Here is a 23735-nt window from a genome sequence, read left to right on the forward strand (position 1 = left end):
TCGGGGACCGCGCCGGCACGCTATTGAATGCGCATGCAAACTAGCATAGTTTCAAGGTCGGGTCGTCCGCAAGGGGCAAAAACAGCCGGTCAAACGGCGCGCCGGACGAGGGGTCCGGTCATCCGGAAAAGCGTTGATCTCGATGAAGAAGCCGATCGCATGAGCGCGCTCACGCTATACGACAAGGTCTGGCGGCAGCATGTCGTCAAATCCTATGAGGACGGCAGCGACCTCATCTATATCGACCGCCACCTCGTGCAGGAGGTGTCGAGCCCGCAGGCCTTCGCCGGGCTTGTCGCGCAAAACCGCACGATCCGGCGGCCGGATGCGCATGTTTCGGTCGCGGATCACGCCGTGCCGACGCGCCACCGCGACCGTCCGCTGCCCGACGGGCTGGCGGCGCGCCAGGTCTCGCGGCTCGAGAGCAACGCCGCGCGCTTCGGCATTCCCTATATCCCCATAAACGATCGCCGCCATGGCATCGTGCATGTCATCGGCCCCGAGCTCGGCTTCACGCTGCCGGGCGCGACGCTGGTCTGCGGCGACAGCCACACCTGCACGCATGGCGCCTTCGGTGCGCTGGCCTTCGGCATCGGCTCCAGTGAATGCGAATGCATCTTCGCCACGCAGACGTTGCGCCAGAAGAAGCAGAAGCGCATGCGCGTGGTGCTCGACGGGGCCATCCCCGCCGGCGTCACGGTCAAGGACGTGATCCTCGCCCTGATCGGCGAGATCGGCACCGGCGGCGGCAACGGCCATGCGATCGAGTTCGCCGGCAGCGCGGTCCGCGCCATGTCGATGGAAGCGCGGATGACGCTCTGCAACATGTCGATCGAGGCGGGAAGCCGGGTCGGCATGGTGGCGCCGGACGACACCACCTTCGCCTATCTGAAGGGCCGGCCGCTGGCGCCCTCGGGCGCCGACTGGGACGCCGCCGTTGCGCATTGGCGCTCGCTCGCGACCGATGCGGATGCCGTGTTCGACCGCGAGGTGACGCTCGACGTCTCGGCGCTCAGCCCGCGCATCTCCTGGGGCACGACGCCGGAGGAGAACCTGCCGATCACCGGACGCGTGCCCGACCCCGCCGCGGAGAGCGATCCCTCGCGGCGCGCGCGCATCGCCCGCAGCCTCGCCTATATGGGCCTCGAGCCCGGCCGGCCGCTCGCCGAGATCCCGATCGACCGGGTCTTCATCGGCTCCTGCACCAACAGCCGCATCGAGGATCTGCGCCTCGCGGCGAAGGTCGTCGCGGGGCGGCAGGTGGCGCCGAACGTCGCGGCCATCGTCGTGCCCGGCTCGGCCGGCGTGCGCCTGCAGGCCGAGGCGGAGGGGCTCGACGCCGTCTTTCGTGCCGCCGGCTTCGAATGGCGCGATTCCGGCTGCTCGATGTGCGTCGCCATGAACGACGACCGCCTGTCGCCGGGCGAGCGCTGCGCCTCGACGTCCAACCGTAATTTCGAGGGCCGCCAGGGGCAGGGCGGCCGCACCCATCTCATGAGCCCAGCCATGGCTGCCGCCGCTGCGATCTCCGGGCGGCTCACCGATGTGCGGACGCTCTCATCCCGATAGACGCATGAAGCCCTTTTCGACCGTCACCAGCATCGCCGCGCCCCTGCCGGAAGCGGATGTCGATACCGACATCATCTTCCCGGCGCGCTTCCTGCTTCTCCTCGACCGCGAGGGGCTCGGGCGCCATCTCTTCCACGAAAGGCGGCGGCCGGCAGAGGGCGCGCCGCCCTTCGTACTCGACAGGCCGCCCTATGACCGGGCCGAGATCCTCGTCACCGGCCCCAATTTCGGCACCGGATCGAGCCGCGAGCAGGCGGTGTGGGCGCTGGCCGATTTCGGCATCCGCGTCGTCATCGCGCCGCGCTTCGGCGAGATCTTCTTCTCCAACTGCTTCCGCAACGGCCTCCTTCCGATCGTGCTCGGCGAGGCCGACCACAGCCTCGTGATGCGGGCCGCCGAGGCGGGCGAGGCGGTGAGCGTCGATCTCGAGGCGCAGCGGATCGTGCTCGCCGACGGCACTGCCATCGCCTTTTCCATCGATTCCTACCGGCGCCGCGCGCTGCTGCTCGGCCTGGACGAGATCGGCGCCATCCTCGCCGACGACGCGGCCGATATCGCCGCCTTCGAGGCGCGGCAGAAGGCCGGGGCGCCCTGGCTGCATCTCACCCGCGAGCAACTCTCCCATTTCGACGATCTGAGGACCAGCGAGGCATGACCGAGGAAGCGCTCGATGCCAACTACAAGCGCGCCTTCGGCAAGCGCATCGGTTTCGGCGCCCGCCCGGCGCTGATCCTCATTGATTTCGTCGAGGCCTATTTCGATCCGGCATGCCCGCTCTATGCCGGCGTCGAGGATGCACTTGCCTCGGCGATCCGCCTTCGCGATGCGGCGCGGGCGGCCGGGGTGCCGGTCATCTACACCAATGTCGTCTACGACAAGGGCGGCCGGAACGGCGGGCGCTTCTACCAGAAGTCGATGGTGCTGCATCACTTCATCGCCGGCAGCCCGATGGGCGCCTGGCCCAAGGGTCTCACCGTCGGCGAGGACGAGCTCGTCATCTCCAAGCAGTATCCGAGCGCGTTCTTCGGCACCTCGCTCGCCGCGACGCTGACCAGCTGGGGCATCGACACGCTGATCCTGACCGGGCTCAGCACCTCCGGCTGCGTGCGCGCGACCTGCGTCGATACCTGCTCCTACGGCTTCATTCCCATCGTCGTCCGCGAGGCGGTCGGCGACCGGCATCCGGCGCCGCACGAGGCCAATCTCTTCGACATGGACGCGAAATATGCGGACGTGGTGAGCGAGGCCGAGGCGACCGCCTATCTCCACAGGATCGGACAGTCCCAATGACCAAGCGCAGCCTCCGCGCCGCCCTCGCGGCCGGCGAATTCGTCGCCGCCCCCGGCATCCACGACATGATCGCGGCGGCGGTCAGCAACAAGTTCGACCTCGATTTCGTCTATGCCTCCGGCTACTGGACGACCGCCTCGGCCTATGGCCTGCCGGACGCCGGCATCGCCACCTACACGCAGATGCTCGACCGTGTCGCGACGCTCGCGCGCGTCTCGAAGGCGAGCGTCATCGCCGATGCCGATACCGGCTATGGCGGCCTGCTCAACGTGCACCACACCGTGCGCGGCTACGAGGAGGCCGGCGTCGTCGGCATCCAGATCGAGGACCAGGAATTTCCGAAGAAGTGCGGCCACACGCCGTTCAAGCGCGTGGTGCCGATCATCGACATGGTCGAGAAGATCAAGGTTGCGGTCGAGGCACGGCGCAGCCCCGAGACGCTGATCATCGCCCGGACGGATGCGCGGCAGACGCATGGCTTCGAAGGCGCGATGAAGCGCGGCGAAGCCTATGCGGAAGCCGGTGCCGACATCGTCTTCCTCGAGGCGCTGGAAAGCGAGGCGGAGATGCGCGAGGCCTGCGCGCGCATCAACAGGCCGATGATGGCCAACATGGCCGATGGCGGCCGCACGCCGATCCGCTCGCGCGACGAATTGAAGGCGATCGGCTACGCCATGGCGATCTATCCCTCGATGACCGGCCTCGCAGCCGCGCATGCGGTGGAGAACGCGCTCAAGGTATTCGTCGCCGAGGGCACGTCGAATTCGCCCAGCCTGCCGCTCTTCCCGTTCTCGGAGTTCAACTCGCTGATCGGTTTCGAGGAGGTGTGGGACTTCGAGCGGCGCTGGGCTCGCCGCGACGCCGAGGCGGCCGAGTGAGCATGCGCGTCGCCTGCATCGGCACCGGGACGGTCGGCAGTGCCTTCGCGGTCGTCTTCGCCCGCGCCGGGCATGAGGTGGCGCTGTTTGACGCCGCGCCGGGCGCGGTGGAGGACTTCGCGCTGAAGCGCATCCGCGCCACGCTCGATCTGCTCGGGACCGAAGGCGCGCTTGCCGAACCCGTCGCGGAGATCATGAGCCGCGTTCGCCCGGCAGCGAGCCTCGCCGACGCCGTATCCGGGGCGGCCTATGTGCAGGAGAGCGTCGCCGAGGAGGTCGCGGTCAAGCGCGCCGTCTTCGCCGCGCTCGGCGACGCGGCGCCCGAGGATGCCGTCCTCGCCTCGTCGACCTCGGCGCTCGCGGGATCGCGCTTCCTCGATGCCGCGGCGCGTCCGGGGCGCTGTCTCGTGGCGCATCCGGTCAATCCGCCGTCGCTGATCCCGCTGGTCGAGCTCTGCCCGGCGCCGTTCACGGCGAAGGAGACGGTCGAGCGGGCGCGGGCCCTGCTCGCGGCGGCCGGCATGAGCCCCGTGACGCTCGCCCGCGAGATCGACGGGTTCATTCTGAACCGCCTGCAATACACGCTCGTCGCCGAAGCGCTGCATCTCGTCGGCGAAGGCTATTGCTCGGCGGCCGACATCGACCGTGTCGTCACCGAGGGGCTCGCGCCGCGCTGGGCCTCGATCGGTCCGTTCGAGGTGGCGCATCTCAATGCCGTGGACGGGTTCGCCGGCTTCGTCGCCCGCCTCGGCGGCATGATGCGCGCGATGGGGCAGGGGGCGAGGACCGACTACGACTGGTCCGACGATCTCGTCGCGTCGATCCATGCCGAGCTGGAGAAGCAGGTGCCCGTCGCTGGGATCCCCGCGCGCCAGGCCTGGCGCGACCGCCGCATCCTCGCGACGCGCCGGCTGCAGAAGGGCGATTAGCCGGCTTCGTCCATGCCGGCGTCGTCGGCGACGTCGGAGCGGTAGGCCGGCGGAACCGGGATGGTGCTGCGCCAGATCAGGCGGCTCGCCAGCGGCATGTCGATGCCGCGCTCGATCGGGCGGTCCGGCTCGTCGAGATGCATCAGCGCCAGCGTCTGCTCGACCATCTGGTTGATCGGCTGGCGCACCGTCGTCAGCTTGTAGGGCGCGCGGCGGGCCTCGGGAATGTCGTCGAAGCCGGCGACCATCAGATCATCCGGGATCTTCAGCGCGAGGCGATAGCGCAGCGCGTCGATCGCGCCCATGGCCATGATGTCGTTGATGCCGAACAGCGCGTCCGGCCGGGGCTTCGCACGGTCGCCGAACAGCGTCAGCGCGGCCCGCGCCGCGCCGTCATAGGAAGACTGGCCCCCGACCTCCTCGATCTCGCTGCGGCGGATCCCTTCCTCCATCAGCCGCTCGACGAAGCCGCGCACGCGATCCTGGCTGGTTGTGCCCTTGGGATCGCCGGTGATCATGGCGAAGCTCTTCGCGCCGGCGGCCAGGAAGGCCTCGGCGATGAGGCGCCCGCCGCCGACATTGTCGCAGCGCACGCCCGACGCGTCGCTGCCGGGGATATAGCGGTTGAAGAGCACGATCGGGATGCCGCGGTCGTGACAGAGCGAGGTCATCCGCGTCGAGAGCTGGGCCGCCGTCAGGATGACGCCGTCGATCTGGTATTGCAGCGCCCGGAGAATCGCCTCGTCGCTCTCCGAGCCGGGATCGACGGTGAAGATCAGCACCTGGCGGCCGAGCGCCTGCAGGCGGCGGCTGAACTCGTGCAGCACATGGACATAGAACGGGTTGCCCATGTTGCCGAGGATCAGCGCGATGATATTGGTACGCTTGGTGGTGAGGCTCGATGCGATCGAGTTCGGCACGTAGTTGAGCTTGCGCGCCGCCTCCAGGACCTTGGCGCGCTTCTCCTCCGCGATGCTCGATCCCGGGGTGAAGGCACGCGAGACGGCCGACTGCGAGACGCCGGCGAGCGCGGCGACGTCGAAGGACGTGGCCCTTGAGCTGATGCGTTTCATGTCAGACGAACGGGGCGAGTACTACGCATTCAAGTCCCGGCGCGCCACGGTGGCCCGTGCGCGGTGAGTGGGTTTTTCGATCCGAGAGCATGCCGGATCGCCGCAGATTCTTCAATCCGTCGCTCATCTTTTCATTCGCCGATCGCCGCCCTTCGGCGGTCAGGATCGCGTTGACTCGCCGTCTTGAATGCGCAATCATTGAATGCGCATTCACAGTCGCGTTGCCGAGCAGGGAAAATTCGGCGGCGGCGACCAGAGGGAGACATCATGATCAGACATGTGCTGGGCGCCACGCTGGTGGCGGGTGCCGTCATGGCCGGATTCACGGCCTCCGCCTCGGCCGACGCGGCCGCCGACGGGCTGGCCGCGGCCAAGGCGAAGCTTCAGAAATACACCGAGAAGCCCGTCTTCGTGGCGCCGGGCGAGGCCTTCGACGCCAAGGCCTGCGCGGCCGGCAAGAAGCAGCTCTCGATCCCCAATTCCTCCGCCAATCCCTTCCTCAAGGGCATCATCGACCGGATGAAGAAGGTCGGCGCCGAAGTCGGCCTCGAGGTCAAGGAGTGGGAGAACCAGGGCCAGCCGAGCCAGTGGGTCCAGGGCGTCGAATATGCCATCCGCGACAAGTATGACATCATCGACCTGATCTCGGGCATCGATCCCTCGACGATCGAGCCGCAGGTCAAGGCTGCCAAGGATGCCGGCGTCAAGGTGATGACCTCGCATTTCTACGATCCGAGCGACGCGCAGAACCCGCTGGTCTCGTCCTCGCTGACGATCGGCTTCGGCGAGATCGGCACCGTGCTGGCCAACTGGTCGACGGTCGCGACCGACGGCAAGGCGAATATCCTGCTCATCGTCTCCGACGAAGTGCCGCCGACCAAGCCGCTCGTCGCCGGACTCAAGAGCGAACTCGCCGCCAACTGCCCGAACTGCAAGATCGTGCAGGAAGTGAATGTCGGCGTCACCGAGTGGGGCACCAAGATCCAGCCGTCGGTGCAGGCGGCGCTCCAGGCCAACCCCGATATCAACGTCGTGATCCCGATCTACGATTCGATGTCGCAGTTCGTCGTCCCGGCCCTCCGCCTCACCGGCAAGACCGGCCAGGTGAAGGTCGCGACCTTCAACGGCACGCCCTTCGTGCTCGACTATATCCAGCAGGGCACGGTCGACATGGATATCGGCGAGAGCCTCGACTGGATCGCCTATGCGACCATTGACGGCCATCTGCGCGATCTCTGCGGCCTGCCGGTTCCCTCGGCGCTCAATGTGCCGTTCTATATCTTCGACAAGAACAACGCCGCCGAGGCCGGCACGCCGGCCGGTTACGACCAGGGCTATGGCGACGCCTATGTCGAAGGCTTCCGCAAGCTCTGGAAGCTGCAGTAAGGCCGATGCCCATCGACCATGCGCCCATCGACAAAAGGGAGGCGCCCATGGCGCTTCCCGTCCTGAAACTCGATGGGATCGCCAAGACCTTCGGCGGCGCGCGTGCGCTGGCGGGGGTCTCCTTCAGCGTCGCGCCCGGCGAGGTCCATGGCCTCCTCGGCAAGAACGGCTCCGGCAAGTCGACGCTCGTCAAAATCCTGGCCGGCTTCCATGCCCCCGATCCCGGCGGGCGGCTCGACTTCAACGGCGAGGCGGTCGATCTGCCGCTGAAGCCTGGCGATTTCCGCCGCCTCGGCATGAGCTTCGTGCATCAGAATCTCGGTCTCGTGCCCTCGCTGACGGTGCTCGAAAATCTGCGCTTCGCCCATCTGACGACCGCGAAGAGCGGCTTCATCGACTGGCGGCGCGAGCGGGCCACGGCGCGCGAGGCGCTCGACCGTTTCGGTCTCGCCATCGATACCGAAGAACGCATCGACCGGCTCAGCCCCGTCGAGCGGGCGCTGCTCGCGATCGTGCGGGCCTTCGAGGAAATCCGCGTCGCCTGCGCGGCGACCGGCCGGCCGGGCCTCGTACTGCTCGACGAGCCGACGCCCTTCCTGCCGCGCGAGGGCGTCGAGAAGCTGTTCGGCCTCGTCCGCTCGATCGCCGCGACCGGCTCCAGCGTGATCTTCATCTCGCACGACATCGACGAGGTGATGACCATCACCGACCGCATCACCGTGCTCCGCGACGGCCAGCTCGCCGGCTCGCTCGTCACGCGCGGGGCGACGCATGAGCAGGTCGTCGAGGCGATCGTCGGGCGGCGCATCGCCCGGCTCGGCGTTGCCAGCCACGCCGGCCCGGCCGTGGCCCGGCCGGCTTTTGCCCGGATCACCGCTGCGGCGGGCGCGACGCTCGAGCCCTCCGACATCACCATCGGCAAGGGCGAGATCCTCGGCGTCACCGGCCTCATCGGCTCCGGCTACGAGGAACTTCCCTATCTCGTCTTCGGCGCGCGGCCCTGCCGGTCGGGCAGCATCGCCTTCGACGGGGGCGAGCCGATCGCGCTTTCGGCCATGACGCCGAAGCGGGCGATCGATCTCGATCTCGCGCTTCTTCCCGGCGACCGCCAGGGCGCGAGCGGCGTCGACAGCCTGCCCATCGTCGACAACATGTTCCTGCCGGATGTCGCGCGCTTCTTCCGCGGCGGCCGGCTCAGCCGCGGCGCCATGCTGCGCGAGGCCTTCGACCTCGGCGTGCGCTACGAAGTGCGGCCCAACGATCCGTCGCTGAAGCTCTCCGCGCTCTCGGGCGGCAATGCCCAGAAGGTGCTGATCGCGCGCTGGATGAACCGCAATCCGCGCCTTCTCCTGCTCGACGAGCCGACGCAGGGCGTCGATGTCGGGACGCGGGTGCAGATCTTCGCCGCCCTCAAGGCGGCCGCCGCGTCCGGCATGTCGGTGGTCTGCGCGTCGTCCGATGCCGAGCAGCTGGCGGAAATCTGCGACCGCGTGCTCATCTTCGCGCGCGGCCGCATCCTCACCGAAATCACCGGCGCCGACCTCACCAAGGATGGCATCGCGGAAGCATGCTATGCCTCGATCGATCTTGCCGGCCATGTCGGCGCGGCGTCCCCGTCCGTTCATGCGAGCTGAATGATGACCGAAGCCGCAAGCCCAATCCCCGCGACGCCTTCCCCCGCGACGCCCTCCGCCGGCCATCGGCCCGCCTTCCGGCTCGGCCGCTTCATCGAGCGGATTGCCCTCATCTTCGTCTGGTTGCTGCTGATCGCCTTCTTCGGCGCCCTGATGCCGCAGTCCTTCCTGAACTGGGGCAATTTCTCCATCATGTTCGCGTCCTATGCGCCGGCCGCGGTGCTGGCGCTCGCGATCATCGTGCCGCTGACGGCGGGCGACTACGACCTCTCGGTCGGCGCGACGCTGACGCTCTCCTCCGGCCTCATCGGCGTGCTCAATGTCTGGCACCATATGCCGATCGGCCTCGTGCTCGTCATCGCGCTCGGCGTCGGCGCGCTGGTCGGCATGGTGAATGCGCTGTTCATCATCTATTTCCGCATTCCCTCTCTCGTCGTCACGCTCGGCACGACCTCGCTGATGACCGGCATCGTGCAGTGGATGACGAATTCCTCGACCATCGGCGGCATCGACAATGCGCTGGTGATGGCGGTGGTCGGCGGGCGCCTCCTCGGCGTTCCCTACGCCTTCTACTATGCGATGATCGTCGTGGTCGCGATGTGGTACGTCTTCGACTACACCCCGCTCGGCCGAAAGCTGCTCTTCGTCGGCCGCGGCCGCGAGGTGGCGCGCCTCAACGGCATCGCGGTCGATCATGTGCGGTTCGGAGCACTGGTGACGTCGGGCGTGCTCGCCGCCGCCGCCGGCATCATCTATGCGGGCGTGCTCGGTTCGGCCGATCCCTATTCCGGGCTGAACTTCCTGCTGCCCGCTTTCGCCGCCGCCTTTCTCGGCGCGACGACGATCCTGCCCGGGCGGTTCAACCCGTGGGGCGCGATCGTCGCGGTCTATTTCCTCGCCACCGGCATCACCGGCCTCACCATGCTCGGCATTCCGCTCTGGGTGACGAACGTGTTCAATGGCGGGGCACTGATCTTGGCGGTCACGATCTCGCAGCTGACCCGAGGCCGCGAAGCCACCGATATCGGCTGAACCGCACCCTTTCCCATGACTTGGCGGCGCATTGCCCGCGCCGCGCTGGAGCTTGCTGACATGGCACGTCATCTGAAGACGGCGAAGGGCGCTGCCGAACGCGCCGAGGCGGACCAGAAGGTGCGCGCCACGGTCGAGCGCATCCTCGGCGATATCGAGGCGCGCGGCGACGAAGCGGTACGCGCGCTGTCCGAGCAGTTCGACAACTGGTCGCCGGCGTCGTTCCGCCTCTCCGAGGCCGAGATCGAGGCGGCGGTCGCCTCGCTGCCGAAGCGGGTCCTCGACGATATCCGCTTCGCGCAGACGCAGGTGCGCGGCTTTGCCGAGAAGCAGAAGGCGGCGCTTGTCGACATCGAGGTCGAGACGCTGCCGGGCGTCTTCCTCGGCCATCGCAACATCCCGGTCAACGCCGTCGGCTGCTATGTGCCCGGCGGCAAATATCCGATGGTCGCCTCGGCGCATATGAGCGTGCTCACCGCCAAGGTGGCGGGCGTGAAGCGCGTCGTCGCCGCCGCGCCGCCCTATCGCGGCGGGGCGCATCCGGCGATCGTCGCCGCCATGCATTTCGCGGGGGCGGACGAGATCCTCGTGCTCGGCGGCGTGCAGGCGATCGGCGCCATGGCGCTCGGCACGGCGAGCATCGCGCCGGTCGACATGCTGGTCGGACCTGGCAACGCCTTCGTCGCCGAGGCGAAGCGCCAGCTCTATGGCCGCGTCGGCATCGATCTCTTCGCCGGTCCGACCGAGACGCTGGTGATCGCCGACGACAGCGTCGATGGCGAGATCTGCGCCACCGACCTGCTTGGCCAGGCGGAGCACGGGCCGACATCGCCGGCGATCCTCATCACCAATTCCGAGAAGCTGGCGCGCGACACCATGGCCGAGATCGAGACGCTGCTCGGCAAGCTGCCGACCGCCGATCTCGCCGGCGCCGCCTGGCGCGATTACGGCGAGGTGATCCTCTGCGACGACGAGGCGGAGATGGTGGCCGAGGCCGACCGCATCGCCTCCGAACATGTGCAGGTCATGACCCGCGACCCGGACTATTTCCTGAACAACATGACCAATTACGGCGCGCTGTTCCTCGGGCCGCGCACCAATGTCGCTTTCGGCGACAAGGTGATCGGCACCAATCACACGCTGCCGACCAAGAAGGCGGCGCGCTTCACCGGCGGGCTCTGGGTCGGCAAGTTCATGAAGACCTGCACCTATCAGCGCGTCGAAACCGACGCGGCGAGCGCGCTGGTCGGCGAATATTGCTCGCGCCTCTCGATGCTCGAAGGCTTTGTCGGCCATGCCGAGCAGGCCAATATCCGCGTGCGACGCTATGGCGGCCGCAATGTCGGCTATGGCGAGGCGGCGGAATAGGCGATGGACAATTTGCCTGCGACGCCCTCGTTCCGGCTCGACGGCCGCCGGGCGCTCGTCACCGGTGCCGGGCGCGGTCTCGGCCTCGGGGCCGCGGCGGCGCTCGCCGAGACGGGGGCCGAGGTGACGCTCGTCGCCCGCAGCGGCGAGGAGATCGGGGCGGTGGCCGCTGCGCTGGTGGCGCGCGGCCTCGCTGCGCGGCCGCTGGCGCTCGACGTGCTCGACACGGCGGCCGTGAAGACGGCCATCGCTGCTGAGGGTCCGTTCGACATCCTCGTCAACAATGCCGGAACAAACCGGCCGGCGCCGTTCCTCGCCGTGAGCGAGGCGGATTTCGACGCGATCCTCGACCTCAATGTGCGCGCCGCCTTCTTCGTGGCGCAGGCGGTGGCGCGCGGACTCGCCGAGGCGAAGCGGCCGGGCTCGATCATCAACGTCTCCTCGCAGATGGGCCAGGTCGGGGCGGCGAACCGCACCGCTTACTGCGCGTCCAAGCATGCGATGGAGGGATTCACCAAGGCGATGGCGATCGAACTGGCGCCGCTCGGGATCCGCGTCAACACCATCGCGCCGACCTTCATCGAGACGCCGCTGACCGCGCCGTTCTTCGAGGAGCCGGCCTTCCGCGCCTCGGTGCTTTCCAAGATCAAGCTCGGCCGGCTCGGCCGGATCGAGGATGTGATGGGAGCTATCGTCTTCCTCGCCTCCGATGCGTCGGCGCTGATGACGGGCAGCGCGCTCGTCGTCGACGGCGGCTGGACGGCGGAGTGACCGCTTCGGCTCCCGCAGGAGGATGACATGAAGATCCGCGCCGCCGTTCTCGAACGATCCGGCCTGACGGCGCCCTATGCCGAGAGCCGGCCGCTGGCGATCCGCGAGCTGGAGCTGGCGCCGCCCGGTCTCGGCGAGGTGATGATCCGCATCGACGCCGCCGGGCTCTGCCACTCCGACCTGTCGGTCATCGACGGCAATCGTCCGCGGCCGCTGCCGATGGCGCTCGGCCACGAGGCGGCCGGCACGGTGATCGAGATCGGCGCGGGCGTCGACGACCTTCGGCCCGGCGACCAGGTGGTCTGCGTCTTCGTGCCGAGCTGCGGCGCCTGCCTGAGTTGCGCCGAGGGGCGGCCGGCGCTCTGCGAGCCGGGCGCCGGCGCGAACGGCGCCGGAACGCTGCTGTCGGGCGCGCGTCGCCTCGTCTGCGACGGCGAGCCGGTCAACCACCATCTCGGCGTCTCGGCCTTCGCCACGCATGCGACGGTCTCGCGGCGCTCGATGGTGAAGGTCGACCGCGACCTGGATCCGGCGCATGCGGCGCTGTTCGGCTGCGCGGTGCTGACCGGTGTCGGCGCGGTGTTCAACGCCGCTGCTGTGAAGCCGGGCTCGAGCGTGGCGGTCATCGGCCTCGGCGGCGTCGGCCTCGCCGCGCTCATCGGCGCCCGGGCGGCCGGGGCGGAGCGCATCATCGCCGTCGACCGCGTGCCCGCCAAGCTCGACCTCGCGCTCCAGTTCGGCGCGACCGATGCCGTGATCGCCGATGCCGAGGCGGCTGGCCGCATCCGCGAGATGACGGGCGGCGGGGTCGATCAGGCCATCGAGCTCGCCGGTGCGGCGCCGGCGCTGGAACTCGCCTACTGGATCACGCGCCGCGGCGGCAGCGTGACGACCGGCGGCCTGCCCGCGCCGACCGCGATGCTGAGCCTGCCGGCGGTGAGCCTGGTCGCGGAGGAGAAGACGATCCGCGGCTCCTATCTCGGCAGCTGCGTTCCCGCGCGCGACATCCCCCGCTTCGTCCGCATGTTCCGGCGCGGCATCCTGCCGGTCGACGTTCTGCTGACCCACCGCCTGTCGCTCGACGCCATCAACGAGGGCTTCGATCTCCTGCGCACCGGCGAAGCGGTGCGCAGCGTCGTCATCCCGGCCTGAGGGCGCTCAACCGAACGAGGCCGGCGTCCAGGCACCGCCCGCCTTCGACGAGGCAACGGCGGCAGCGACGAACTTGACGCCGCGCGCGCCGTCGACGACGTCGGGAACCAGCGCCGCGATCGCGGGATCGACTGGCGTTCCGGCGCGATGCGCGCGGATGATCGTCGCCGCGTCGCGGTAGTAGTTGCCGAAGGCCTCGATATAGCCTTCCGGATGCGCGGCCGGCATGCGGGACACGCGCTTCGCGGCATCCGTCGCGCCGAAGCCGCCGCGGATGATGGTCCGCGCCTCCTCGCCATAGCGCGCATGCCGCAGTTCCTCCGGCGCCGTGCCGCGCCATTCGAGACTGCCCTTCGAGCCATGGATGCGGACGGAAAGGTCGTTGTAGTGGCCGGGCGAGGTCTGGCTGGCGGTGAGCGTGCCGCGCACGCCGCCGCTCCAGCGCATCAGGAGATGGGCGTTGTCGTCGAGCCGGCGGCCGGGCACCGCGGTGAAGAGGTCGGCCGAGATCGCCTCGGCTGTCCGGCCCGAGATGAAGGCGGCGAGGTTGAAGGCATGGACGCCGATATCGGCGAGAACGGCGGATTCGCCGGCCCGCGCCGGATCGGTGCGCCACTCGGCCTGCTTCTGACCGTCGGCGTCGATGGGCAGGGTCAGCCAGTCCTGGATATAGGCGGCGTGGATGGCGACGATGTCGCCGATCTCGCCTGCCGCAACCATCTCCCGCGCCTGCCGGACCATGGCATAGCCGGTGTTGTTGAGCGTCACGAGGAAGCGCCGCCGCCGCTCGGCCGTCAGCGCCACCAGCGCCTCCGCCTCGGAGAGTGTCGTCGAGAGCGGCTTGTCGCAGATCACGTCGATGCCGGCTTCGAGGAAGGCCGTCGAGACCGGCGCATGCAGATGGTTCGGCGTCACGATGACGACAGCCTCGATGCCGTCCTCGCGGGTCGCCTCGGTCTCCGCCATCATGCGGTAGTCGGCATAGCTGCGCGCCGGGTCGATGCCGAGTTCGGCCGCCGAGGCGGCGGCATTGGACGGGTCGGAGGAAAGGGCGCCCGCCACGAGCTCGATCTGGTCGTCGAGCCGCATCGCGAGGCGATGCACCGCGCCGATGAAGGCGCCGCGCCCGCCGCCGACCATGCCGACCCGCAGCCGCCTGCCGGCCGCGCCGTCCGCCGTCGCATAGACCATGTTGTCCTCCCGTTTCGTTCCGCTTTCACCGCAGGATAGCGGCTCCCTTCGCGCATTCGAAGAGGTTTTCCATTTTTCGGATTGCGAAATGATCGTGCCGCGCTACCGTGGCGCTGCCGGCCCTCTGAGAAGGGCGCAATCCGGGCGGGGAGGATGCGGATCGTGGCCAAGGCGGACGCCGCCTCGCTCGACGAAGCAGGCGAGGGCGAGGAAAGCGGCCTCAAATCGGCCCTCGGCCATACGCGGCCGCGCACCTATGAGGAGCTGCGCGCGGTTCTCGCCTCGGGGACCATCCATTTCCCGAAGCGGCTGCGCCAGGTCGCGATCTTCCTCTGGCAACATCCCGACGATGTGGCGCTCGGAACGATCGTGCAGGTGGCCGAGCAGGCGGGCGTGCAGCCATCGACGCTGGTGCGGTTCGCCAAGAGCTTCGGCTTTTCAGGCTTTTCCGAGTTCCAGAGTCTTTTCAAGGATCATGTCAAAGGGACATGGCCTGAAGGTCGCGCGCGCGAGGTCGAACCGGCTGCCACGGAGGAGACGCGGGCGAGCCTGCATTTCCTCTCCGGCATGATCGGCGCCGCGCGCACCTCGCTCGACCGGATCGGCGAGACGATCGACGTCGCCAGCTTCGAGGCGATGGTGACGCTGCTCGCCGAGGCCGATCTCATCTATCTCGTCGGCAGCAAGCGCGCCTTCCCGGTCGTCACCTATCTGTCGCTCACGCTGTCGCAGCAGGGGGTGCGCAACGTGCTCGTCGACAATGTCGGCTCCACCGCCTTCGACCAGATCGGCTGCATCGGCCGGCGCGACGGGCTGCTCGCGGTCAGCTTCAGCCCCTACAACTCGATCACGCCGGACCTCGTGCGCGTGGCGCATGAGCGCGACGCCGGCATCGTCGCGATCACCGACAGCACGTTTTCGCCGCTGATCCCGCTCGCGCGCCATTCCATCGAAGTCATCGAGGCCGACTTCGCCGGCTTTCGCTCGCTCGCCGCCTCGCTCTCGGTCGGCATGGCGCTGGTGCATGGCGTCGCCGCGCGCCGCGCCGCGCGGGGCCGCGGAAGCGATTGACGACAGGGAAATTCCATTCCATATTTTCGATTATAGAAATCGAGTTCTCGGGAGGAGAGCCGTGAACGAGGGGGGAGCGAGCCTGCGCGAGCGGGCCGCAGCATGCGCCGGCGTGCGCCGCGCCGAGAGGAGGCCGGCATGACGCCGCCGCGGCTTGGCGTATCCATGCTCGGCTCGCTGCCGGCCGGGGTGACGGCGCCACGCTATGACCGCGCGGCGCTCCAGGCCGGCATGGCGCATGTCGGCGTCGGCGCCTTCCATCGCACCCACCAGGCCGAGTTCGCCGACGACCTCCTTGCCGACCGTTTCGACCGCTGGGGCATCGTGGGCGTGAACATCCGCCCGCCGCTGCTCGCCGAAACGCTCGGGGCGCAGGACGGGCTCTATACGAGGCTGCTGCGCGAGGACGACCGCGTCGAGGCGCGGGTGATCGGCAGCATCGTCAGGGTCGTCGACAGCGCGGAGGACGCCGCGCCGGCGCTCGCCGTGCTCGCTGCGCCCGAGATCGACGTCGTCACCATGACGGTGACCGAGAAGGGCTATTGCCATATCCCGGCCACGGGAGCGCTCGATCCCGGACGCGCGGAGATCGCTCACGACATCGCCGATCCGGAGCATCCCGTCTCGCTGCCGGGCATCCTGCTGCGCGCGCTCGAGATGCGCCGCGCCACCCATGGACGGCCGCTGACGCTCGTTTCCTGCGACAACATCCCCGCCAATGGCGCGATCCTGCAATCCGTCGTCGGTGCGCTCGCCGATCATCGGGGCGGCGGCCTCGCGGCGTGGATCGAGGCGAATGCGGCCTTTCCCGGAACCATGGTCGACCGCATCGCGCCGGCGCCGACCGAGCTCGACCGCCGCTTCGTCGTCGAGCGGCTGGGCTACCGCGACGAGGCCGTCGTCGTCGGCGAGCCGTTCCGCCAGTGGGTGATCGAGAACCGCTTCGCCGGCCGCTTCCCGGATTTTGCGCGCGTTGGCGCGGAACTGGTCGAGGATGTCGAGGTCTTCGAGCATCTGAAGATGCGCGTCCTCAACGGCGCGCAGACGGCGCTCTGCTACCAGGGCGTCCTTGCCGGGCTGGAGCACACCTTCGACGACATGGCCGATCCGCTGCTCGCCCGCTTCGTCCGCCGCATGCTGGTCGAGGAAAGCGTTCCGACGCTGGAGCCGGTGCCGGGCATCGCGCCGCTCGCCTATGTCGACGAGAGCCTTTCGCGGCTCCGCAACACCGCCATCCGCCATCGCAACCACCAGATCGCGACCGACGGCTCGCAGAAGATCGTGCAGCGGCTGCTCAATCCGATCCGCGACCGCATCCGAGCCGGCGCGTCCTTCGATCTGCTCGCCGCCGCGGTCGCCGGCTGGATGGCCTATCTCGTCCTCGCCTCCGAGCGGTTCGGCCGGCGCTGGACGGTCGATGACCCGTTCGCGGGACGGGTGGCGGCGATCGCCGACACCGCCGGCGCCGATCCCCGGCAGCTGGTCGCGGGCATCACGGCGATCGACGCCATCTTCACGCCCGAGCTTTCCGGCAATCCGCGCTTTACGGCGTCGGTCGCCTGGCATCTCGCCGGCTTCATCGGACCCGATCCGATGGCGCATCTGGCGCGCGTCACCGGCACGGCGGGCGCTTGAAAATGCGCGGGCGACAGCAAACAATTCTGAGGCGAGGGAGGATCACATGAAGCTCGGATTGCTGACGGCGCCGTTCCCGGACCTGCCGCTCCAGGCGGTGGCCGACTGGGCCGGCTCGGCCGGCTTCGAGGTGCTGGAGGTGGCCTGCTGGCCGCGCACGAGCGGCGAGACGCGCCGCTATGCCGGCACGTCGCATCTCGATGTCGTGGCGATCTCGGCTTCGGAGGGCGAGGAACTGAAGGCGGCGCTGGCCGGGGCCGGCGTCACGATCTCGGCGCTCGGCTACTATCCGAACCCGCTCCATCCCGACCCCGCCCATCGCGAGGCGGTGATCGAGCATCTGAAGAGCGTCATCGCCGCGGCGGGCCGCATCGGCGTGCCGCTCGTCAACACCTTCCTCGGCGGCGACGCTTCGAAGACGGTCGATCAGAACTGGGAGAACGCGCTCACGGTCTGGCCCGAGATCGTCCGCCACGCCGAGGCTCATGGCGTGCGCATCGCCATCGAGAACTGCCCGATGATCTTCAGCCATGACGAATGGCCGGGCGGTCACAACATCGCCTATTCGCCGCTCGTCTGGCGGCGGATCATCGAGGCCTTCGACGGCGCGGTCGGCATGAACTACGACCCGTCGCATCTCGTCTGGCAGATGATCGACCAGGCGCGGTTCATCCGCGAGTTCGGGCCGCACATGTTCCATGTGCATGCCAAGGACCTGATGATCGACCGCGACGGCCTCTACGAACACGGCATCCTCTCGGCCGGTATTGGCTGGCAGGTGCCGCGCATGCCCGGCCTCGGCGAAGTCGACTGGCCGGTCATCTTCTCCGGGCTCTATCGCGCCGGTTATGACGGTCCGGTCGTGGTGGAGCATGAGGATCGCCGCTTCGAAGGCAGCGAGGACAAGGTCAAGCGCGGCTTCCTGCTCGCGCGCGACGTGCTGAGACCGCTGGTCAAGTAGGCCGCGGAGCGTCACACTCGGCACCGGGAACACAAGAACGTCGAACAACGACAAAAGTGGAGGAATGACATGACCAGGACCATGCGTGCGACCCGGATCGGCCTGCTGGCCGGCGCGGCGCTCGTTCTCTCGGCGGCCGGCGCGCTGGCGCAGGGCACCTACACGATCGGCATCTCGAACACCGTGCAGGGCAATGGCTGGCGCGAGGAAATGATCTGCGCGATGAAGGCGCAGGCGCTCGCCTCGGGCAAGGTGGCGAAGCTCAACATCGCCCACCGCAACACCGACGCCGCCGGCCAGTCGGAAGACATCCGCAACCTGATCAGCGCCGGCGTCAACGCGATCGTCGTCAACCCGGCCGATCCCTCGGGCATTAATGCCGCCCTCAAGGAAGCGACCGACAAGGGCATCGTCGTGATCGCGGTCGACCAGGCGGTGACCGAGCCTTCGGCCTACATCATCTCGAACAACCAGGAACAATACGCCTATCTCGGCGCCAAGTGGCTGTTCCAGCAGATGGGCGGCAAGGGCGATGTCGTCTATATGCGCGGCGCCGCCGGCGCTTCGGCCGACAGCGACCGCGACAAGGGCTTCAAGAAGGCCCTCGCCGAGTTCCCGGACGTCAAGGTCGCGCAGGAGGTGTTCACCGGCTGGCAGCAGGATCAGGGTAAGCAGCAGATCCTCGACTTCATCGCCACCGGCACGCCGTTCAACGGCATCTGGACCTCGGGCATCGACAACGTGATCGTTGACGCGCTCGTCGAATCCGGCGCCACGATGGTGCCGGTCGTGGGTGCCGACAATGCCGGCTTCGTCGGACAGCTCAACAATGTCCAGGGCTTCACCGGCGCGGCGGTCACCAATCCGGGTTCGATCGGCGCCGCCGGCGTGAAGCTCGCGGTCGACATCCTCGACGGCAAGAAGCCGGAAGAGAAGGTCGTGCTCGTCGAGCCGCAGCTCTGGGAGAATGCGACCGCGGAAGGCAAGGCCAAGCTGAAGGCCGCCGCCGATCCGTCGCTGTCGCCGGAATGGCCGGTTTCGATCATGATCCCCGGCTGGACCGACTACACCAAGGAGCAGATCGTCGCCTGCAAGGGCCCGGGCGAGTAACGCCTCGACGGTGATTGCGCGGGGGCGCGGCTTGCCGTGCTCCCGCATCCCCTGACCCCGATCGTGAGGCCGTGCGCGCCGTCGTGACGACCGAACCGCTGCTCGACGCCACCGGCGTCGCGAAGAACTATGGCGCCGTGGCGGCGCTGCGCAACGCGTCGCTGTCGGTCCTGCCGGGCGAAGTGCATGCGCTGATGGGCGCCAATGGCGCCGGCAAGTCGACGCTGGTCAAGATCCTGACCGGCGCGGTTGCGGCCAGCGCCGGCACGATCCGCATCCGCGGGACCGCGCGGCGCATGCATTCGCCCGCCGAGGCGCGCCGCTCCGGCCTCGTGCCGGTCTACCAGGAACCCTCGCTCATCCCCGATCTCGACGTCGCGGCCAATCTCCGCCTGACGGGGACCCCGGTCGAGCCGTTCCGCGCCTTTGTCGAGGAGCTCGGCGTTCCCGATCTCGACCTGTCCGAGACGGCGCGCGACATTCCCCTCGCCATCCTCCGCGTGCTCGATCTCGCCCGCGCGCTCGCCGTCAAGCCGGACGTGCTGCTGCTCGACGAGATGACGGCGGCGCTGCCGGCCAACCTTGCCGAGCGCGTGCTCGAGGTCGTGCGCCGCGAGGCGCGCGGCGGCCGCTCCGTGATCTTCATTTCGCACCGTTTCGTCGAGATCGCCGCGCTCTGCGACCGCGCCACCGTGCTGCGCGACGGCGCCACGGTCGGCGTCGTCGATATCGCGCCGGGCATCGAGGAGCGGATCGTCGAGCTGATGCTGGGTGCCAAGGTCGAGAAGACCCGCATTGCCGGACCCGACGCCGCAGTGTCGCAGCAGGCCGGCCCGCCGCGCATCGCGGTGCGCAATCTCGCCGTCGGAACCAAGCTCGCCGACGTCTCCTTCGATCTCGCCAATGGCGAGGTCGCGGGCCTCGTCGCCCTCGAGGGGCAGGGCCAGGACGAGCTCTTCGGCGTTCTCGCCGGCTCGATCCGACCCTCCGGCGGCACGGTCGAGGTCGACGGCGAGCGCGTCGCCTTCAGCCATCCCGCCGACGCGATCCGGCGCGGCATCGCCTATGTGCCCGGCGATCGCAGCGAGGCGCTGCTCGGCCATCGCTCGGTGCGCGAGAACATCGCGCTCCCCTTCAGCGCAAGGCTGCGCGACTGGGGACCGATCAACATGCGGCGCGAGCAGGCGACGGTTGAGAGGGCGATCGAGCGGCTGCAGATCGATACCCGCGCCCAGCGCGAGGTTCTGCGCCTTTCCGGCGGCAACCAGCAGAAGGTGACGATCGCCCGCTGGGTGGCGGCCGATGCCCGCACCATCCTCTGCTTCGACCCGACGCGCGGCATCGATGTCGGAACGAAGCGCGAGATCTACCGGCTGCTGCGAGAGCTCGCGGCACAGGGGCATTCGGTCCTCTACTACACCTCCGAACTCGAGGAGGTGCAGCTCGTCTGCGACCGCGCAATCGTCATCTTCGGCGGCCGTGTCGTGGACATCCTTCCGGTCGCGATCGCTGACGAGGCGGCGCTGACCCGCGCCGCTTATGGTCTGGCGCGCGAGGCGGAGAGCGGACCGGCAAACGGAGCGGGGGCGCCGTGATCAGAACTCTTCGCCGGCACGCCTGGGTCACCGGCCTCGTCGTCCTGCTCGCGCTGCTCTTCGTCGTGACGAAGCTGATCCAGCCCGGCTACGGAGCGGCGGATTTCGTCTCGCTGACGCGGGCGGTGCTGCCCTATGCCTTCGCCGTCGCGGCGCAGACGGTGGTGGTCATCGCCGGCGGCATCGATCTTTCGGTCGCCTCGATGATGGCGCTGACCAGCGTCACCGCCGCCGTCATGATGGCGGGGGCGAGCGAGGAATACGCGCTCTTCGTCGTGCCGTTCGTGCTGCTGATGGGCTTTTGCCTCGGCGCCCTCAACGGCATCCTCATCGTCGTCAGCCGCGTGCCGGACATCGTCGTGACGCTGGCGACCTTGTTCATGCTGCAGGGCGCGGCGCTGCTGGTCCTGAACGCGCCCGGCGGCGGGGCGGCGGAATGGCTGAAGGCCCTCGTCATCGGCCCGGTGCCGATCCCGTTCCTGCCGGATTCCGTCGACGCCTATCTGCCCAAGGCGCTGCTTCTCCTCGTCGTCTGCCTCGCCGTCGTCTGGATTCCGCTCAAGCGCTCGAGGACCGGCCTGTCGCTCTATGCGATCGGCTCCTCCGAACTCGCCGCCTTCCGCAGCGGCGTTCCGGTGGCCCGCACCAAGATCCTCGCCTATGCGCTGTCCGGCCTGTTCGGCGCCATGGGCGGCCTCTCGCTCACCATGAGCACCGGCATCGGTGCGCCGATCCCCGGACCCTATCTCCTCGCCTCGGTGGCGGCGGTGGTGCTCGGCGGCGTTACGCTCGGCGGCGGACGCGGCGGGTTGCTCGGCCCGATCGTCGCCGTCTTCGTGCTGCGCCTCGTGCGCACCGATCTGACGCTGCTCGCCGTCGACCCGAACGTCACCACCATCATCGAGGGCGTCATCATGGTCATCGTCGTGATGCTCGGCGCCTTCCTCGCGATGCGGGAAAAGAGATCATGAGCGACAGCGCGACCGCCGCCGTCCCGCCTCAGCCGTTCGGACGCCGCCTGAAGCGGCTGATGAGCGACCAGCCGCTGATCCCGCTCATCCTGCTGCTGGTTGCGCTCGTCGTCGCCCTGCAGATATTGCGGCCCGGCATCGTCAACCCGGCCTGGATCGCGACGACCATCAAGTTCGCCATCCCGCTCGCCATCTTCGCCGGCTGCCAGACCATGGCCATGCTGACCGGCGGCATCGATCTCTCGGTCGGCACCGTGGCGACCATGGCGGCGTTCATCGTGGCGACGCAAGGCGTCTATCACGATCCCGCCGTCGCCATCGCCATCGCGCTGACGCCGGCGCTCGTCATCGGCCTCGCCAACGGCATCGGCATCGGCGTCTTTCGCGTGCATCCGCTGATCATGACGCTCGGCACCGGCCTGATCGGCACCGGCTTCCTGCAGGTCTACCAGCGGACCGTGATCGCGACCGGCACGGCGGTCCCGCCAGGCCTCGCCTGGCTCGGGACGGGGCTGACCTGGGGCATCCCCAACGCGCTGCTCCTGTTCATTCCCGCCGCCGCGTTCATCCTGTTCCTGCTCAACCGCACCGGCTTCGGCCGGCTGCTCTATGCCGTCGGCGACAACGAGCGCGCCGCGAAACTCTCCGGCGTGCAGTACTGGCAGGTCATCCTCGTTCTCTATGTCCTCTGCAGCCTGCTCGCGGGCATCGCGGGGCTTCTCTATATCGGCCTGATCAAGTCCGCCTCGCTGTCGCTGGCCGAGCCGCTGGTGCTGCCCTCCGTCGCCGCCGCCGTCATCGGCGGGACGTCGATCTTCGGCGGGCGCGGCGGCTATCTCGGCTCGATCGTCGGCGCGCTCATCCTGCGCGTCCTGATCACGCTGCTCACGATCCTGCAGATGCCGGAGGGGGCGCGGCAGATCCTGTTCGGCGTCATCGTGCTCGGCGTCACGGCCGCCTATCTCAGGATCATCGAGGACCGCTGAAGAACGGTCGCGAAGGGAGGAAACCACCATGGAGCGCAAGAGCCCGGCGCGGAAATGGCGCGTCGCCGGCATCAATTTCGACCATATGCATATGGGCGACCTGCTGCGCGAGGTCTTCGAGCATCCGGATGCGGAGATCGCGGGGATCTGCGATGCCGATCCGGCGCGGATGACGGGCGCCATCGAGGCCTTCCATATCCCCAAGGATCGCGTTTTCACCTCCGTCGCGAGCCTGATGGCGAAGGCGGAGCCGGATTTCGTCATCCTCTGCCCCGCGACGGCCGATCATGCCCGCGCGGTCGAGGAGGTGGCGCCCTATGGCAAGCCGATCCTTCTCGAAAAGCCCTTCGCCGCCTCGCTCGCCGACGCCGACCGCATGATCGCCGCGACCGGGGCCGGCGGCGGCCGTCTCGCGATCAACTGGCCGCTCGCCTGGTATCCGCCGCATGTCACGGCCAAGCGGCTGATCGACCAGGGCGTGATCGGCGATCTCCTCGAAGTGCATTTCTACGACGGCAATCGCGGCCCGCTCTATCATCTCGCCGACAAGGTCGAGGTCTCCGACGCCGAGGTGAAGGCGGCCAAGCCGACCTCCTGGTGGTACAAACGCGCCTCGGGCGGCGGGAGCCTGCTCGACTATCTCGGCTACGGGGCGACGCTCGGCACCTGGTACATGAACGGTCGTGCGCCGCTCACCGTCACGAGCGTCGTCGACCGGCCGGCCGGGCTCGAGGTCGACGAGCATTCGATCACGGTTCTGCGCTACGAGAGCGGGCTTTCCAGGCTCGAGACGCGATGGGGCACGTTCACTGATCCGTGGACCCTGCAGCCGCAGCCGAAATGCGGCTTCGTCCTGGTCGGCACCGACGGCACCATTTCCAGCTACGACTACGAGCATCACCTGCATCTCCAGACGCGCCAGCACCCGGCCATCCACCCGGTCCCGGTCGACACGCTGCATGCGCCGCATCGCAAGCCCGTCGAATATGTGATCGCGCGCTGGGGGGCCGGGCTCGATGTCGAAGGGCCGCTGTCGCCGGCGCTCTGCCGGATCGGCCAGCGCATCGTCGACACCGCCTATCGGTCGGCCGAGGAAGGCCGGACGCTCGAACTCCTGCCGTGAAGGGCCTTGC

At 68.7% G+C, this 23735-nt stretch carries 21 protein-coding genes; 19 read left to right on the top strand and 2 right to left on the bottom strand.

Annotation, left to right across the window (positions count from 1 at the left end):
* Window positions 1-159: 159 nt before the first annotated feature.
* Genes leuC through QO015_RS16905 form a run of 5 tightly spaced genes read left to right on the top strand, consistent with a single transcriptional unit; the run spans window position 160 to window position 4666 of the window.
* Window positions 160-1569 (top strand): 3-isopropylmalate dehydratase large subunit, encoded by a 1410-nt coding sequence (gene leuC, locus QO015_RS16885; RefSeq protein ID WP_266282825.1) that lies wholly within the window; start codon window positions 160-162, stop codon window positions 1567-1569.
* 4 nt (window positions 1570-1573) lie between these two features.
* Complete coding sequence (gene leuD / locus QO015_RS16890; RefSeq protein ID WP_266282824.1) at window positions 1574-2224, top strand: 3-isopropylmalate dehydratase small subunit; 651 nt, start codon at window positions 1574-1576, stop codon at window positions 2222-2224.
* A complete protein-coding gene (locus tag QO015_RS16895; RefSeq protein WP_266282823.1) occupies window positions 2221-2859 on the top strand; it encodes an isochorismatase family protein in 639 nt (212 codons plus the stop codon). The genes leuD and QO015_RS16895 overlap by 4 nt, the downstream gene beginning before the upstream one ends.
* A complete protein-coding gene (locus QO015_RS16900; RefSeq protein ID WP_266282822.1) occupies window positions 2856-3737 on the top strand; it encodes an isocitrate lyase/PEP mutase family protein in 882 nt (293 codons plus the stop codon). Before QO015_RS16895 ends, QO015_RS16900 begins: the two co-directional genes overlap by 4 nt.
* A 2-nt stretch (window positions 3738-3739) precedes the next feature.
* The gene (locus QO015_RS16905) at window positions 3740-4666 is read left to right on the top strand and encodes a 3-hydroxyacyl-CoA dehydrogenase (RefSeq protein ID WP_266283278.1); all 927 of its coding nucleotides are present in this window, start codon (window positions 3740-3742) and stop codon (window positions 4664-4666) included.
* On the opposite strand, the gene QO015_RS16910 is transcribed toward QO015_RS16905, so the two are convergent.
* Window positions 4663-5739 carry a LacI family DNA-binding transcriptional regulator gene (locus QO015_RS16910; protein WP_266282821.1) on the bottom strand — a complete coding sequence of 359 codons (1077 nt, stop codon included), beginning with the start codon at window positions 5737-5739 and terminating at the stop codon, window positions 4663-4665. The genes QO015_RS16905 and QO015_RS16910 overlap by 4 nt on opposite strands.
* A gap of 267 nt (window positions 5740-6006) precedes the next feature.
* Between QO015_RS16910 and QO015_RS16915 the strand changes: the two genes are divergently transcribed.
* The 6 genes from QO015_RS16915 to QO015_RS16940 are packed head-to-tail and all read left to right on the top strand — an operon-like array spanning window position 6007 to window position 13082.
* Complete coding sequence (locus tag QO015_RS16915; protein ID WP_266282820.1) at window positions 6007-7125, top strand: sugar ABC transporter substrate-binding protein; 1119 nt, start codon at window positions 6007-6009, stop codon at window positions 7123-7125.
* A gap of 47 nt (window positions 7126-7172) precedes the next feature.
* Window positions 7173-8759, top strand: coding sequence for a sugar ABC transporter ATP-binding protein (locus tag QO015_RS16920; RefSeq protein ID WP_266282819.1), 1587 nt, complete (start codon window positions 7173-7175; stop codon window positions 8757-8759).
* Window positions 8760-9791 (top strand): ABC transporter permease, encoded by a 1032-nt coding sequence (locus QO015_RS16925; RefSeq protein ID WP_266282818.1) that lies wholly within the window; start codon window positions 8760-8762, stop codon window positions 9789-9791.
* A gap of 60 nt (window positions 9792-9851) precedes the next feature.
* Window positions 9852-11159 carry a histidinol dehydrogenase gene (gene hisD, locus QO015_RS16930; RefSeq protein WP_266282817.1) on the top strand — a complete coding sequence of 436 codons (1308 nt, stop codon included), beginning with the start codon at window positions 9852-9854 and terminating at the stop codon, window positions 11157-11159.
* Between the two features lie 3 nt (window positions 11160-11162).
* Window positions 11163-11930, top strand: a complete 768-nt coding sequence (locus QO015_RS16935; RefSeq protein WP_266282816.1) for an SDR family NAD(P)-dependent oxidoreductase — start codon at window positions 11163-11165, stop codon at window positions 11928-11930.
* Between the two features lie 27 nt (window positions 11931-11957).
* A complete protein-coding gene (locus QO015_RS16940; RefSeq protein ID WP_266282814.1) occupies window positions 11958-13082 on the top strand; it encodes a zinc-dependent alcohol dehydrogenase family protein in 1125 nt (374 codons plus the stop codon).
* A gap of 6 nt (window positions 13083-13088) precedes the next feature.
* Here QO015_RS16940 and QO015_RS16945 read toward each other — a convergent pair whose 3' ends face one another.
* Window positions 13089-14273 carry a Gfo/Idh/MocA family protein gene (locus QO015_RS16945; RefSeq protein ID WP_266282812.1) on the bottom strand — a complete coding sequence of 395 codons (1185 nt, stop codon included), beginning with the start codon at window positions 14271-14273 and terminating at the stop codon, window positions 13089-13091.
* Window positions 14274-14426: 153 nt separating this feature from the next.
* Here QO015_RS16945 and QO015_RS16950 point away from each other — a divergent pair, with 153 nt between their 5' ends.
* From QO015_RS16950 to QO015_RS16985, 8 genes are all read left to right on the top strand, one after another.
* Entirely contained in the window at window positions 14427-15344 is a 918-nt protein-coding gene (locus QO015_RS16950) for a MurR/RpiR family transcriptional regulator (protein WP_266282810.1), read from the top strand.
* A 138-nt stretch (window positions 15345-15482) separates the two neighbouring features.
* Entirely contained in the window at window positions 15483-16979 is a 1497-nt protein-coding gene (locus QO015_RS16955) for a mannitol dehydrogenase family protein (protein WP_266282808.1), read from the top strand.
* Between the two features lie 46 nt (window positions 16980-17025).
* Window positions 17026-17940, top strand: a complete 915-nt coding sequence (locus tag QO015_RS16960; RefSeq protein WP_266282806.1) for a sugar phosphate isomerase/epimerase family protein — start codon at window positions 17026-17028, stop codon at window positions 17938-17940.
* 69 nt (window positions 17941-18009) lie between these two features.
* Window positions 18010-19050: an ABC transporter substrate-binding protein gene (locus QO015_RS16965; RefSeq protein ID WP_266282804.1), complete on the top strand. Its 1041-nt coding sequence runs from the start codon at window positions 18010-18012 to the stop codon at window positions 19048-19050.
* An 83-nt stretch (window positions 19051-19133) separates the two neighbouring features.
* Complete coding sequence (locus QO015_RS16970) at window positions 19134-20645, top strand: sugar ABC transporter ATP-binding protein (RefSeq protein ID WP_266283276.1); 1512 nt, start codon at window positions 19134-19136, stop codon at window positions 20643-20645.
* Window positions 20642-21616 carry an ABC transporter permease gene (locus tag QO015_RS16975; protein ID WP_266282802.1) on the top strand — a complete coding sequence of 325 codons (975 nt, stop codon included), beginning with the start codon at window positions 20642-20644 and terminating at the stop codon, window positions 21614-21616. Before QO015_RS16970 ends, QO015_RS16975 begins: the two co-directional genes overlap by 4 nt.
* On the top strand, window positions 21613-22602 hold the full coding sequence (locus QO015_RS16980) for an ABC transporter permease (RefSeq protein ID WP_266282800.1): 990 nt from the start codon (window positions 21613-21615) through the stop codon (window positions 22600-22602). The genes QO015_RS16975 and QO015_RS16980 overlap by 4 nt, the downstream gene beginning before the upstream one ends.
* A gap of 28 nt (window positions 22603-22630) precedes the next feature.
* A complete protein-coding gene (locus QO015_RS16985) occupies window positions 22631-23725 on the top strand; it encodes a Gfo/Idh/MocA family protein (RefSeq protein WP_266282798.1) in 1095 nt (364 codons plus the stop codon).
* The last annotated feature ends 10 nt before the right edge of the window (window positions 23726-23735 follow it).

Origin of the sequence: Kaistia geumhonensis (assembly GCF_030815145.1) — a bacterium.
Classification (GTDB): domain Bacteria; phylum Pseudomonadota; class Alphaproteobacteria; order Rhizobiales; family Kaistiaceae; genus Kaistia; species Kaistia geumhonensis.

What these genes read in the sequence shown, in the direction of transcription:
- leuC (WP_266282825.1), top strand. Translation starts at nt 160, where the DNA reads ATGAGCGCGCTCACGCTATACGACAAGGTCTGGCGGCAGCATGTCGTC.
- leuD (WP_266282824.1), top strand. Translation starts at nt 1,574, where the DNA reads ATGAAGCCCTTTTCGACCGTCACCAGCATCGCCGCGCCCCTGCCGGAA.
- QO015_RS16895 (WP_266282823.1), top strand. Translation starts at nt 2,221, where the DNA reads ATGACCGAGGAAGCGCTCGATGCCAACTACAAGCGCGCCTTCGGCAAG.
- QO015_RS16900 (WP_266282822.1), top strand. Translation starts at nt 2,856, where the DNA reads ATGACCAAGCGCAGCCTCCGCGCCGCCCTCGCGGCCGGCGAATTCGTC.
- QO015_RS16905 (WP_266283278.1), top strand. Translation starts at nt 3,740, where the DNA reads ATGCGCGTCGCCTGCATCGGCACCGGGACGGTCGGCAGTGCCTTCGCG.
- QO015_RS16910 (WP_266282821.1), bottom strand. Translation starts at nt 5,739, where the DNA reads ATGAAACGCATCAGCTCAAGGGCCACGTCCTTCGACGTCGCCGCGCTC.
- QO015_RS16915 (WP_266282820.1), top strand. Translation starts at nt 6,007, where the DNA reads ATGATCAGACATGTGCTGGGCGCCACGCTGGTGGCGGGTGCCGTCATG.
- QO015_RS16920 (WP_266282819.1), top strand. Translation starts at nt 7,173, where the DNA reads ATGGCGCTTCCCGTCCTGAAACTCGATGGGATCGCCAAGACCTTCGGC.
- QO015_RS16925 (WP_266282818.1), top strand. Translation starts at nt 8,760, where the DNA reads ATGATGACCGAAGCCGCAAGCCCAATCCCCGCGACGCCTTCCCCCGCG.
- hisD (WP_266282817.1), top strand. Translation starts at nt 9,852, where the DNA reads ATGGCACGTCATCTGAAGACGGCGAAGGGCGCTGCCGAACGCGCCGAG.
- QO015_RS16935 (WP_266282816.1), top strand. Translation starts at nt 11,163, where the DNA reads ATGGACAATTTGCCTGCGACGCCCTCGTTCCGGCTCGACGGCCGCCGG.
- QO015_RS16940 (WP_266282814.1), top strand. Translation starts at nt 11,958, where the DNA reads ATGAAGATCCGCGCCGCCGTTCTCGAACGATCCGGCCTGACGGCGCCC.
- QO015_RS16945 (WP_266282812.1), bottom strand. Translation starts at nt 14,273, where the DNA reads ATGGTCTATGCGACGGCGGACGGCGCGGCCGGCAGGCGGCTGCGGGTC.
- QO015_RS16950 (WP_266282810.1), top strand. Translation starts at nt 14,427, where the DNA reads ATGCGGATCGTGGCCAAGGCGGACGCCGCCTCGCTCGACGAAGCAGGC.
- QO015_RS16955 (WP_266282808.1), top strand. Translation starts at nt 15,483, where the DNA reads ATGACGCCGCCGCGGCTTGGCGTATCCATGCTCGGCTCGCTGCCGGCC.
- QO015_RS16960 (WP_266282806.1), top strand. Translation starts at nt 17,026, where the DNA reads ATGAAGCTCGGATTGCTGACGGCGCCGTTCCCGGACCTGCCGCTCCAG.
- QO015_RS16965 (WP_266282804.1), top strand. Translation starts at nt 18,010, where the DNA reads ATGACCAGGACCATGCGTGCGACCCGGATCGGCCTGCTGGCCGGCGCG.
- QO015_RS16980 (WP_266282800.1), top strand. Translation starts at nt 21,613, where the DNA reads ATGAGCGACAGCGCGACCGCCGCCGTCCCGCCTCAGCCGTTCGGACGC.
- QO015_RS16985 (WP_266282798.1), top strand. Translation starts at nt 22,631, where the DNA reads ATGGAGCGCAAGAGCCCGGCGCGGAAATGGCGCGTCGCCGGCATCAAT.